We start from the raw sequence: 12,383 nt of genomic DNA, 5'->3' as shown, positions 1-12,383 counted from the left end.
GACGGGAATCCGATGAGCCCATTCCAGAAGCTCGTTCTTGCCTCAGGCTCTCCGCGGCGCATCGAACTCCTGCAGCAGGCTGGAGTCGAGCCGGACCGCATCCTCCCAGCCGATGTCGACGAGACACCGCAGCGCGCCGAGCACCCACGCTCGCTTGCCAAGCGGCTGTCGCACTCGAAGGCGGACAGGGCCTACGCGATCATTCGCGAGGAAGGCGGGGACGAGCCTCCCTATATCCTTGCCGCCGACACGGTGGTGTCGGTCGGTCGGCGCATCCTGCCAAAGGCGGACCTCATCGATGAGGCGTCGAACTGCCTCCGCCTCCTGTCGGGGCGCTCGCACCGGGTGTTCACCGGTCTCTGCATGGTCACCCCGTCGGGCAAGTTCCGCCAGAGCGTGGTCGAGACCCGCGTGCGCTTCAAACGCCTGTCGCGCGAGGAACTCGAAAGTTATCTCGCCTCGGGCGAGTGGCGCGGCAAGGCCGGCGGTTATGCCATACAGGGCCTGGCCGGCACCTTCGTGGTGAAGCTCGTCGGGTCCTACACGAACGTGGTCGGCCTGCCGCTCTACGAGACGGTGAACCTTCTGACCGGCGACGGTTTCAAGGTGCATGTCAACTGGCTGGCCGGGGCCCGCATCTGACGTGGCACTGGATCCCAAGGTAACGCCCCTGCGCCCCAAGCGCCCGTGCCCCGAATGCGGCCGGCCTTCGGAGCGCGCAAGCTTCCCCTTCTGCTCCCCGCGCTGCAAGGCGATCGATCTCAATCGCTGGCTGTCGGGCGCCTACAGGATTCCCGTCCCCCCCGAAGAAGAAGAAGACGGCGGCGATCAGGACGGCCAGGCCTGACCCGATCTCAGCCGTGGTTGAAGACTATTGTCTTGGTGGCGCTCATGTCATAGAGGGCCTCGAAACCCTTCTCGCGGCCATGTCCCGACTTGCCGAAGCCGCCGAATGGCAGTTCGATGCCGCCGCCGGCACCATATCCATTGACGAAGACCTGGCCCGCGCGCACCCGCTTGGCAAGCCGGTGCTGGCGGGCACCGTCCTTCGTCCAGATGCCGGCCACCAGCCCGTAGTCGGTGCCGTTGGCCAGTCGGATCGCTTCGTCCTCGGTCTCGAAGGAGAACAGGGCCAGCACCGGGCCGAACACCTCCTCGCGGGCAATTTCGGCCTCGGGATCGACGGATCCGAACAGGACCGGCGGTTGGTAGAAGCCTCCGGCCGGTGCGTCCTTGTGCACCGTCCCCTCCGCGAGCATCTCGATGCCTGCTGCCTTGGCGTCTGCAACCATGCGTGCCACGCGCTCGGCCTGGCGCTGGTTGACCAGCGGACCCAGGTCGAGATCGGCCTCGTGGGGCCCGGCCACCAGCTTGGAGAAACGTTCGGCAAGCGCGGCGGCAACTTTCTCGTAGACCAGCTTCTCGATCAGCACGCGGCTGCCTGCAGAACAGGTCTGGCCGCCGTTCTGGATGATGGCGTTGACGAGCACGGGCAGTGCTGCCTCGATATCGGCATCGGCGAAGACGATCTGGGGCGACTTGCCGCCCAGTTCCATCGTCACGCCCCGGTTGTTGGCGGCCGCCGCCTTCTGGATGGCCGTGCCGGTGGCTGTCGAGCCCGTGAAGGTCACGTAATCGACCAGCGGATGGGACGAAAGTGCTGCGCCCGCCTCGGCACCATAACCCGTAATCACGTTGAAGACGCCGGCCGGTATGCCCGCCTCAAGCGCCAGTTCCGCCATGCGGATGGTGGTCAGCGAGGCATCCTCGGCCGGCTTGACCACAAGCGTGTTGCCCATCGCCAGTGCGGCACCCGCCACGCGGGCGAGAATCTGCAGCGGATAGTTCCAGGGAATGATGCCCGCCACCACACCATGCGGCTCGCGAAGCGTGAGGGCGGTGTAGCCATCGAGGAAGGGAATCGTGTCGCCGTGAATCTTGTCGCCGGCGCCGCCATAGAACTCGTAGTAGCGCATGGTGGCGGTGACGTCCGCCCTTCCCTGTCGCACCGGCTTTCCCGTGTCGCGCGATTCGAGCGCGGCCAGTTCATCTGCATGCTTTTCCACCAGGTGGAAAAGACGGGTCAGGCAGCGCCCGCGTTCCACCGCCGGCATGCGCGCCCAGGGACCTTCGTGGAAAGCATGGTGGGCGGCCCGCACGGCGCGGTCGACATCGGCCTCGCCGGCCGCCGGAATCGAGGCGAAGACTTTTCCATCGGACGGGCAGACCACGTCGATCCGATTGCCGGACAGGGCATCGACCTTCTGGCCGTCGACGATCTGCATGAAGGCTTCGCCCTGGGCGATCGTGGTGGCTGGATGTGTACCCATCATTTGGCTCCGGCTTTTCGCGACCTGGCGCCGCTTTGGCGGCGACGGTCTTCACAACGTCATCTTGTGGCTTCACATTCGACAAACCAGCGCCCTGTCCGCCTGTCAAGGCTCGCCCCGAGGCCCATTCGGACTGGCCATTTTAAATCGATTAGACTATATCCCTGTCCATCATCAGGGACGCGTGGACACAAGCACTCATGACCAGCCAGATCATCCCGGTCGATCCGTTCGACTTCGTCATTTTCGGTGCCACGGGCGACCTTGCTGAGCGCAAGCTCCTGCCCGCCCTCTACCAGCGGCAGCGTGCGGGGCAGTTCTCGGAACCGACCCGCATCATTGGTGCCTCGCGCACTTCCCATTCCTCCGATGAATATCGCGACTTCGCAGCCCGCGCGATCTCCGACCACGTGAAGCCGAGCGAGATCGATCAGGCGGAACTGAAGCGCTTTCTCGAGAGGATTTCCTACGTGCAGGTGGATGCCCAGGCGGGCGAGGGTTTTGACCGGCTGAAAGAGGAAATCGACGGCGAGAACCGCATCCGCGCCTACTACCTTGCCGTGGGCCCTGCCCTTTTTGGTGATATCGCCAAGAACCTCTCCGGCCACGGACTGGTGAACGAGAAGGCGCGTATCGTGGTAGAAAAGCCGATCGGCAGGAGCCTCGCCTCGGCGCGCGTGTTGAATGACGAGATCGGAGCGGTCTTTTCGGAAGACCAGACCTTTCGCATTGACCACTATCTCGGCAAGGAAACCGTCCAGAACCTCATGGCGCTTCGGTTTGCCAACGCGCTCTACGAGCCGCTGTGGAACTCCGCGCATATCGACCATGTACAGATCACCGTTGCCGAGACCGTCGGTCTGGAGGGGCGTGCCGGCTATTACGACAAGGCCGGTGCGCTTCGCGACATGGTGCAGAACCACATCCTGCAACTCCTCTGCCTCGTCGCCATGGAGGCCCCCTTCTCGCTCGATGCCGATGGCGTGCGCGACGAAAAGCTCAAGGTCCTGAAGGCGCTGAAGCCCGTCACGAACGGCCAGGCCGGCAAGTCAACGGTACGCGGCCAGTACAGGGCCGGCGCGTCGGCCGGTGGCGCGGTGAAGGGCTATCTCGAAGACCTCGAAAGCGCCACCAGCGACACGGAGACCTTCGTCGCCATCAAGGCCGAGATCGCAAACTGGCGTTGGGCGGGCGTACCTTTCTATCTGCGGACAGGCAAAAGACTGTCTGAGCGCGTCTCCGAGATCGTCATTTCCTTCAAGCCGATCCCCCATTCCATTTTCGGTGAGGCCGCGGGTCCGGTCGTCGCCAACCAGTTGGTCATCCGCCTTCAGCCGGACGAGGGCGTTAAGCAGTGGATCATGATAAAGGATCCAGGTCCCGGCGGCATGCGGCTCAGGCACGTGCCGCTCGACATGAGTTTTGCTCAGTCCTTCGACGTGCGCAACCCGGATGCCTATGAGCGCCTGATCATGGATGTCATCCGTGGCAACCAGACCCTGTTCATGCGCCGTGACGAAGTGGAAGCCGCATGGCAGTGGATCGACCCGATCCTGGCCGCATGGGAAGAAAACGGCCAGAAGGTGCAAGGCTATACGGCAGGCACATGGGGACCGTCAGCGGCCATCGCGCTGATTGAGCGTGACGGCCGGACATGGCACGAGAACGGTTAGGGCGAGATGACTGAAACCAGCAAGCGGATCGAACGGCACGAATTCTCGTCGCGTAACGATCTTGCCGCGGCGCTGGGCGACACCGTCGCGGACGAGCTTCGGAAGGCCATCGTCGCGCGGGACCACGCCACGCTCGCCGTATCCGGCGGCACGACGCCTGTGCGCTTTTTCCAGGCGCTTTCGGAAAAGGAGCTCGACTGGGCAAAGGTCACCGTCACGCTCGTCGACGAGCGTTTCGTCCCGCCGGGGCATGAGCGCTCCAACGAGGCGTTGGTGCGCCGACACCTGCTTCAGGGCCGGCCGTCGGTGGCACGTTTCACGGGGCTGTGGCGCGAGGGACATCGCGTCGAGCAGGCCGCCCAGGAAGCGCTGCGGGATATCGCCAGGCTGCCGACCCCCTTCGACGTCGTCGTGCTGGGCATGGGTACAGACGGGCATACAGCCTCTTTCTTCGCTGATGCCGAGGGCTTCGATCTCCTGACCGACCCGACCTGCCCCGTTCCGGTCCTGCCGGTCCATGCCGAATCGGCGGGCGAACCGCGGCTGACCCTGACCCTGCCGGTGATCGTCCAGGCGCGGTTCCTGGCGCTGCATATCGAGGGCGCCGAAAAGCAGCGCGTGCTCGACCGCGCGCTCGCCGGCGCCACAGCCCGCGAACTGCCGATCCGCGCGGTTCTCGACCACGCGGTGGGTCCCCTCCATATCTTTCACGCGGCCTGAATCGAACAAGGAGCCGAGATGAGACGCGAAATCGAAGCCATCACGAAGCGCATCCGCGAGCGCTCGGGGCCCCAGCGCGAAGCCTATCTGGCACGGATAGATGCCGCGGCGGACCAGGGGCCGCGGCGCGGGGTCTTGTCCTGCGGCAACCTCGCGCATGGCTTCGCCGCCTGTGGTCCGGGCGACAAGGCGGCCCTTTCCGGCGACATCGTGCCCAATCTCGGCATCGTGACGGCCTACAACGACATGTTGTCGGCACATCAGCCCTACGAGACGTTTCCCGCGCTCATCAAGGAAGCGGCTCGCGACGCCGGCGGCGTGGCGCAGGTGGCCGGCGGCGTACCGGCCATGTGCGATGGCGTCACGCAGGGACGGCCGGGCATGGAGTTGTCGCTTTTCTCGCGCGACGTGATCGCCATGGCGGCGGCGATCGGCCTTTCGCACAACATGTTCGACGCCGCCGTCTATCTCGGCATCTGCGACAAGATCGTGCCGGGGCTCACCATCGCCGCTCTCACCTTCGGGCATCTGCCGGCGATCTTCATTCCCGCCGGGCCGATGACCACCGGTCTGCCCAATGACGAGAAGGCCCGAATCCGCCAGCTCTTTGCCGAAGGCAAGGTCGGCCGGGCCGAACTGCTGGAGGCGGAATCCAAGTCCTATCACGGGCCGGGCACCTGCACCTTCTACGGCACGGCCAATTCCAACCAGATGCTGATGGAGATCATGGGCCTGCACGCGCCCGGCGCCTCCTTTGTCAATCCGAACACGCCGCTGCGGGAGGCGCTGACCCGGGAGGCCGTGAAGCGGGCGCTGTCGATCACGCAGCTCGGCAACGAATACACGCCAGCTGGCCGGATGATCGACGAACGCTCCATCGTCAACGGGATCGTTGGTCTGAACGCAACGGGTGGTTCGACCAATCACACGATCCACCTGATCGCCATGGCGGCGGCGGCGGGTATCGCGATCACGTGGCAGGATATCTCCGACATCTCCGATCACGTACCGCTCCTGGCCCGGGTCTATCCGAACGGGCTTGCCGACGTGAACCATTTCAACGCCGCCGGCGGCATGGGCTTCCTGATCCGCGAACTGCTCGACGCCGGTCTCCTGCATGAGGATGTCCGCACGATCTGGGGCGAGGGGCTGAGGAACTATACGGTCGAGGCCCATCTCGCCGAGGACGGGACGGTGGCGCGGCGGCCGGCACCTGCCCACAGCGGCGACGAGAAGGTGCTGGCGCCCTACCCCAAGGCTTTCCAGCCCAATGGCGGTATCCGGCTGCTCGCCGGCAATCTGGGCAGCGCCATCGTCAAGGTCTCGGCGGTGAAACCCGAAAACAGGGTGATCGAGGCGCCTGCCCGGATCTTCCACGACCAGGAAGAGCTGAATGCCGCCTTCAAGGCGGGCGAACTGACTGGCGACATGATCGCGGTGGTGCGCTATCAGGGTCCGAAGGCCAACGGCATGCCTGAGCTGCATAGACTGACCACCGTGCTCGGCATCCTGCAGGATCGCGGCCACAAGGTCGCGCTGGTGACCGACGGGCGCATGTCCGGCGCTTCCGGCAAGGTGCCGGCGGCGATCCACGTGACGCCGGAGGCGCTCGATGGCGGACCGATCGGCAAGCTCAGGGACGGCGACCTGGTCCGGCTCGATCCGGAGACAGGCGTGCTGGAGGCGCTTGTGGATGCAGCGGAGTTTTCGGCGCGAAGGGTGGTTGCGCCGGATCTTTCGGCCAATGGTTTCGGCATGGGGCGTGAGCTCTTCGAGGGATTTCGCCGCATGGCGGGCCGGGCCGGTGCCGGCGCGGCAGTCTTTTGAGAATGGGGGGAGGATGCAATGTTTCGCTGGGGCATACTGTCGACAGCCAGGATCGCGCGCGAGCACGTGATTCCGGCCATTCTGGATTCCGACAATGGCGTCGTGGCGGCGATCGCCAGCCGCGACGAGAAGCGGGCTGCCGCACTGGCGCGGCGGGTCAATGCGGCCCACGCCTTCGGTTCCTACGAGGACATGCTGGCTTCCGACACGATCGATGGCGTTTACATACCGCTGCCGACGGCCCAGCACGTGGAATGGGCGATCAAGGCGGCTGACGCGGGCAAGCACGTCCTGGTCGAAAAGCCGCTGGCGATGACGGCCGACGAGATCGACGCCGTGATCGACGCGCGGGACCGCAACGGCGTCGTGGTCTCGGAAGCCTTCATGGTCTTCTACCATCCCCAGTGGCACAAGGTGCGCGAGCTCATCGCCGATGGCGCGATCGGCCGGCTTCGCCATGTGCAGGGCGCGTTCAGCTATCACAATGTCGACCCTGCCAACATGCGCAACCGTCCGGAACTGGGCGGCGGGGCGCTGCCGGATATCGGGGTCTATCCGATCGTCACGACGCGGCTTGCGACCGGCGGCGAGCCTGTGCGCATGCAGGCGAGCGTGGAACGCGATCCCGCATTCGGCACCGACATCTATGCCAGCGTGAAGGCCGATTTCGATGAATTCGAACTCTCCTTCTACGTATCGACCCAGATGGCGGCGCGCCAGGCCATGGTCTTCCATGGCGACGAAGGGTTCATCGAGGTCGCATCGCCCTTCAACGCGGGGCTCTACGACCATCATCGCATCGATTTGCACGACCAGAAGCGTGGCGAGACGCGGAGCTTGCGCTTTCCCGGTGCCAGTCAGTATCGCATGCAGGTCGAGGCCTTCGCCCGCGCGGCCGAGGGAGAATTCTCGCCCGTCTTCACGCTGGAGGAATCGGTGAAGAACCAGCGCGCCATCGACGCCATCTACGATGCAGGCGAAGCCGGCGGCTGGGTCGAGGTGTAGGCCTATTCACTCAACACCATGGCCCAATAACGCCGCCCCCCATCCCCCGGATCCAGCACATAGGCGAGCCCGAAACGGGAGAAACGCTCGTCGAGCATGTTGCGGCGGTGACCGGCCGAATTCATCCAGACATTGATGACACGACCTGTGTCGAAACGGCCATGGGCGATGTTTTCCGCCGCGGTGCCACGGATGCCGCCGGCCCGCATGCGGCTCGGGAAATCGCGGCGTGTGCCGGTGTTGTGCGCCATGCGGCCGGCGGAAGCCATGTTCGAGGCCTGAGCAAGGGCCGCACGCTCCAGGTCCCGGTCCGGTCGCAAGGGCGGCAATCCGTTGGCGGCGCGGATCTCGGCCACTGACGCGGCCGCCTGTGCACTGGCGACGGTGCCGGACGGACCACCTATCCCGGCGAAGATCGACTGGCAGGAGGCTAGAGCCAAGAGACAGGTCATGAGAGTGGCGAGGACCGCGGTGCGGCGGATCGGGCGGGGTAGCGGCTGGTTCATGCGAATCCGAAACAGGGAGAGTTTTCCCACCGACATAACGTCAATCATGGCGAGAGGCGGGCATGGAGGCAATTGGTCACTCGTCATCGATAACGCGCAGCCGCAGCTTGCCTGTGGTGGAGGCCGCGGCGCGTGTCTGGTCGGCGTCCTCCGGCAACGCGGCTTCGGCTGATCCCAGTTCCAGCGCTTCGATCTTCTGACCCCGCCGGGTGATCTTTTCCGTCGAGGTGAGAATCTGGTCGATGTCCTTGCCGGTCTGAAGGAAATGGCCCTGCAGCTTGCGGACACGATCATCGAGGCGGTTCACATCCTCCATCAGCCGGATGACCTCATGCTGGATGAGATGGGCCTGCTCGCGCATGCGGGCGTCCTTCAAGACAGACTGGATGACCTGGATCGACAGCATGAGTAGCGATGGCGAGACGATGACGATGCGGGCACGGTGGGCGCGATGGATCAGGCCCTCGAAATTCTCGTGAATCTCGGCGAAGATCGATTCCGACGGCACGAACATGAAGGCAACGTCCTGCGTCTCGCCGGGGATAAGGTATTTCTCGGCAATCACCTTGATGTGGACCTCGACGTCGCGGCGGAAGGAGGCCGCCGCACGCGTCGCGGCATCTCCGCCTTCCGCCTCCCCGGCGGCTCGGATCGCGTTCCACGCTTCAAGCGGAAATTTCGCATCGATGACCAGGTCCGGCGTGTCATTGGGCATCTTCACCACACAGTCCGGCCGGGTGCCGTTCGACAGCGTTGCCTGGAAGGTGTAGCCGCCCATCGGAAGGCCATCGGCCACGATCGCCTCCATCCGCGACTGGCCGAACGCGCCGCGCGTCTGCTTGTTGGAGAGGATGTGCTGAAGCTGAACCACCTGCCCGGCGAGCGGCTGGATATTGTTCTGGGCGGTGTCGATGACGGCAAGCCGCTCCTGCAGCTTCGCCAGATTCTCGTGGGTCGATCTGGTCTGCTCGGTGATCGAGTGACCGAGGCGCGAGGTCATGCCGTCGAGGCGCTCGCCGATGGCCTTGTTGAGTTCTGCCTGGCGGGTGGAAAAGATCTCCGCCATCGTTCCCATGCGGCCCTGCATCTCCGCCTGAGCACGCGTGATCTCGGCCATGCGTGCCTCCGCCTCGCGGGCAAGACGCACTGATTCCTCCGCCGCCTGGCGCCTTGAGGTGGCGGCGCGCGCAGCGAGCCACACCAGAAGGACGCAAAGAACAAGCATCGAGGCCAGCGCGACAGCCAGCACTTCGCCCAGAGAGAAGCCGGTGCCCCCGATCTGAAGGATGGGGACAGTCAGGAAGGCGGAGGGATCATTCATGTGCGCAGCCTAGCAATTTTGGCTTGGAGTTATAAGACCAAAAGGTGAACGCTTCCCCAGCCCATGTTGACGACCGCATTGGGACCGATTACGTGAGCGCCATGACGATCCGGCCCCTCATCATTCTTCCCGATCCCATACTGCGTCAGGTCTCCAAGCCGTTGGAGCGTGTCGACGATCAGTTGCGCGCCTTCGCCGACGACATGCTGGAGACCATGTATGACGCGCCGGGCATCGGGCTTGCCGCGATCCAGGTCGGTGAGCCGATCCGCATGCTGGTTCTGGACGTGTCGAAGGACGAGGATGCCAAGGCACCGCAGGTTTTCGTCAACCCGGAGATTGTTGCCACGGGCGACGCCACCAACGTCCACGAGGAAGGCTGCCTTTCCATCCCGGACTATTATGCCGAGGTGCAGCGGCCGGCCGAGGTAACGGTTCGTTATGTCGGCCTCGATGGCGAAAGCCATGAGATGCAGGCCGATGGGCTCCTCGCCACCTGCCTGCAGCACGAAATCGACCACCTCAACGGGGTACTCTTCATCGACCATATCTCCCGGCTCAAGCGCGAGATGGTCGTGCGCCGCTTCAAGAAGCTGGCACGCGAAAAGGCCACCGCCTGAGGCGCTGACGTGCTTTGGGCGTCATCGAAGCCAGGTCGGCCTTGACGTGAAGCTGACAAACCCGTTTGAAACGGGCGCATGAGCCTACGCATCATCTTCATGGGGACACCCGACTTCGCGGCTGCGACCTTGCGCGCGATCCATCTTGCTGGCCACGAGATCGTCACCGTCTACTCCCAGCCGCCGCGGCCTGCCGGCCGGCGTGGGCTGGAACTCACCCGTTCGCCCGTTCACCGCGCTGCAGAGGAACTGGGCCTCGCCGTGCGCACGCCTGCCTCATTGAAGGGCGAAGCGGAACAACAGGCCTTCTCGGCGCTTGGAGCCGATGTCGCGGTCGTGGTGGCCTACGGGCTCATCCTGCCGCAACCCATCCTTGAGGGCACCCGGCTGGGGGCCTTCAATCTCCACGCCTCGCTCCTGCCGCGCTGGCGCGGGGCGGCCCCGATCCAGCGGGCGATCATGGCGGGCGATGCGGAGACCGGTGTCATGGTGATGAAGATGGATGCTGGTCTCGATACCGGGCCGGTGGCGATGACAGTCCGCGTGGCGATCGATCCGCAGACGAGCGCCGGGGAACTTCACGACACACTCATGGCCAAAGGTGCCGATCTGATGGTCGATGCGCTTGCGAGACTGGAGGCCGGCGACCTGCCGCTCGCGTCGCAGCTCGATGAAGGCGCAACCTATGCCGCGAAGATCTCCAAGGCGGAGACGCGCATCGACTGGTCGCGGCCAGCACGCGAGGTGCACGATCACATTCGCGGGCTTTCTCCCTTTCCCGGCGCTTGGTGCGAGATGATGTTCGGTGACAAGGCCGAGCGGGTGAAGGTGTTGCGCGCCACGGTGACCAAAGACGAAGGCGCACCCGGCACCCTGCTCGACGACCAGCTGACCGTTGCCTGCGGCGAAAGCGCGGTGCGTCTTACCCAATTGCAGCGGGCGGGCGGCAAGGCGCTGGCGGCCGAGGAATTTCTTCGCGGCGCGCGGCCCGAGAGGATCGTTCCATGATCCGGGGGCTGGTGATCCGCGAAGCGGAATCCAAAGACCATCTGGCGATCGCAAAGCTGGTCGAGGCTGCCTTCGGGCGGCCCGCCGAGGCACGGCTGGTGGAAAAGCTGCGCGAAGATGGCGACATGGTGCTCGAACTGGTCGCCACCAATGCGGGCGAACTGGTCGGCCATATCGCCTTTTCCCGACTGGATATCGCGGTTGAACCCGACCACTTCGATGCGCTGGCACTTGCCCCCATGGCGGTGGCGCCCGATCGCCAAGGCTCCGGTGTCGGCAAGTCGCTGCTGGAGAACGCGCATCACATGCTTGAGGAGCGCGGCGAGCGGCTCTGCGTGGTGCTGGGCGACCCCGCCTATTATGGCCGCTTTGGCTACACGCATGATCGGGCGTCGAAGTTCGAAAGCGACTACCAGGGGCCGGCATTGCAGGCACTGGCTTGGGGCGAAGCGCCGCAGAAAGGACGCCTGACCCATCCCGGCGCATTTTCGGAGCTCTGATCGGCGGCAGAGGTGTTTGAACACCGAAAGCCGCCGGGTTGGCATCGGCGACGTGGGCGCTTATGGAGACCGTCAGCCATTCGCTTGTCCGTTCCCGGCACCGTGCGGCCCACAGAAGCCATCCCATGCCCCGCTATCGCCTCGACATCGAATATGACGGAAGCGCCTTCTCCGGCTGGCAGCGCCAGGCCGGGCAGGCATCGGTCCAGGAGTCGATCGAGACAGCCATTCTCGGCTTCTGCGGAGAAGAGATACGCATCCGCGGCGCGGGGCGCACCGATGCCGGGGTACATGCCCGCGGCCAGGTGGCGCATCTCGATCTTTCCCGCGACTGGCCTGCCGACAAGGTGCAAGGGGCACTCAACGCCCATCTGGCGCGGGCGGGAGCGGCGGTCGCCATCCTTGCGGCGACGAAGGTGGAAGAGACATTCGACGCCCGCTTCTCGGCCACGGCACGCCACTACCTCTACCTGATCCTCAACCGGCGCGCCCCGGCAACGCTGGAGAAGGATCGCGTCTGGCACGTGCCTCGCCCGCTCGATCCTGAGGCGATGCATCAAGCGGCGCAGGAACTGGTGGGTCATCACGACTTCACCACCTTCCGTTCGGTCCAGTGCCAGTCGAAAAGCCCGGTCAAGACGCTGGACCTCCTGGATGTAAGCCGCGACGGCGACATCATCGCGATCCGCGCTTCGGCGCGCTCCTTCCTGCACAACCAGGTACGTTCCCTGGTGGGCACGCTGGAGCGCGTCGGCGCCGGCGCCTGGACGCCACAGGACGTAGCCGTGGCACTAGAGGCGCGCGACCGGTCGGCCTGCGGACCCGTGGCCCCGCCTGGCGGGCTCTATCTCGTGGCGGTCGATTATCGCTAAG

13 protein-coding genes are annotated in these 12,383 nt (G+C 65.0%); 10 read left to right on the top strand and 3 right to left on the bottom strand.

Features of this window, described 5'->3' with window-relative positions; genetic code table 11:
* Positions 1–12 precede the first annotated feature (12 nt).
* Positions 13–642: a Maf-like protein gene (locus GRZ55_RS21295; protein ID WP_169288964.1), complete on the top strand. Its 630-nt coding sequence runs from the start codon at positions 13–15 to the stop codon at positions 640–642.
* Entirely contained in the window at positions 611–847 is a 237-nt protein-coding gene (gene yacG, locus GRZ55_RS21290; RefSeq protein WP_169288963.1) for a DNA gyrase inhibitor YacG, read from the top strand. The genes GRZ55_RS21295 and yacG overlap by 32 nt, the downstream gene beginning before the upstream one ends.
* 7 nt (positions 848–854) lie before the next feature.
* Here yacG and GRZ55_RS21285 read toward each other — a convergent pair whose 3' ends face one another.
* Positions 855–2,330 (bottom strand): aldehyde dehydrogenase family protein, encoded by a 1,476-nt coding sequence (locus GRZ55_RS21285; protein WP_169288962.1) that lies wholly within the window; start codon positions 2,328–2,330, stop codon positions 855–857.
* 200 nt (positions 2,331–2,530) lie between these two features.
* Between GRZ55_RS21285 and zwf the strand changes: the two genes are divergently transcribed.
* From zwf to GRZ55_RS21265, 4 genes are read left to right on the top strand one after another with little or no spacing between them, the layout of a single operon-like run.
* The gene (gene zwf / locus GRZ55_RS21280; protein WP_169288961.1) at positions 2,531–4,003 is read left to right on the top strand and encodes a glucose-6-phosphate dehydrogenase; all 1,473 of its coding nucleotides are present in this window, start codon (positions 2,531–2,533) and stop codon (positions 4,001–4,003) included.
* A 6-nt stretch (positions 4,004–4,009) separates the two neighbouring features.
* Positions 4,010–4,723 carry a 6-phosphogluconolactonase gene (gene pgl / locus GRZ55_RS21275; RefSeq protein ID WP_169288960.1) on the top strand — a complete coding sequence of 238 codons (714 nt, stop codon included), beginning with the start codon at positions 4,010–4,012 and terminating at the stop codon, positions 4,721–4,723.
* Positions 4,724–4,741: 18 nt separating this feature from the next.
* A complete protein-coding gene (edd, locus tag GRZ55_RS21270) occupies positions 4,742–6,550 on the top strand; it encodes a phosphogluconate dehydratase (protein WP_169288959.1) in 1,809 nt (602 codons plus the stop codon).
* An 18-nt stretch (positions 6,551–6,568) separates the two neighbouring features.
* On the top strand, positions 6,569–7,555 hold the full coding sequence (locus tag GRZ55_RS21265) for a Gfo/Idh/MocA family protein (protein ID WP_169288958.1): 987 nt from the start codon (positions 6,569–6,571) through the stop codon (positions 7,553–7,555).
* A 2-nt stretch (positions 7,556–7,557) separates the two neighbouring features.
* Here the strand turns inward: GRZ55_RS21265 and GRZ55_RS21260 are convergent, their stop codons facing one another.
* Positions 7,558–8,061 (bottom strand): CAP domain-containing protein, encoded by a 504-nt coding sequence (locus tag GRZ55_RS21260; protein ID WP_169288957.1) that lies wholly within the window; start codon positions 8,059–8,061, stop codon positions 7,558–7,560.
* Positions 8,062–8,137: 76 nt separating this feature from the next.
* Positions 8,138–9,382, bottom strand: a complete 1,245-nt coding sequence (locus GRZ55_RS21255; protein WP_169288956.1) for a DNA recombination protein RmuC — start codon at positions 9,380–9,382, stop codon at positions 8,138–8,140.
* 101 nt (positions 9,383–9,483) lie between these two features.
* Here GRZ55_RS21255 and def point away from each other — a divergent pair, with 101 nt between their 5' ends.
* The 4 genes from def to truA all read left to right on the top strand — a co-directional run bounded on the left by def (position 9,484) and on the right by truA (position 12,382).
* Positions 9,484–10,002 carry a peptide deformylase gene (gene def, locus GRZ55_RS21250; protein ID WP_169288987.1) on the top strand — a complete coding sequence of 173 codons (519 nt, stop codon included), beginning with the start codon at positions 9,484–9,486 and terminating at the stop codon, positions 10,000–10,002.
* A 78-nt stretch (positions 10,003–10,080) separates the two neighbouring features.
* Positions 10,081–11,010, top strand: coding sequence for a methionyl-tRNA formyltransferase (gene fmt / locus GRZ55_RS21245; RefSeq protein ID WP_169288955.1), 930 nt, complete (start codon positions 10,081–10,083; stop codon positions 11,008–11,010).
* Complete coding sequence (locus GRZ55_RS21240; protein WP_210257464.1) at positions 11,007–11,510, top strand: GNAT family N-acetyltransferase; 504 nt, start codon at positions 11,007–11,009, stop codon at positions 11,508–11,510. Before fmt ends, GRZ55_RS21240 begins: the two co-directional genes overlap by 4 nt.
* 125 nt (positions 11,511–11,635) lie before the next feature.
* Entirely contained in the window at positions 11,636–12,382 is a 747-nt protein-coding gene (gene truA / locus GRZ55_RS21235) for a tRNA pseudouridine(38-40) synthase TruA (RefSeq protein ID WP_169288954.1), read from the top strand.
* Position 12,383 lies beyond the last annotated feature (1 nt).

Origin of the sequence: Chelativorans sp. ZYF759 (assembly GCF_012911015.1) — a bacterium.
Lineage (GTDB): Bacteria > Pseudomonadota > Alphaproteobacteria > Rhizobiales > Rhizobiaceae > ZYF759.
Note: the sequence above shows the minus strand (reverse complement) of the source record. Positions and strands in the feature narration are given on the sequence as shown.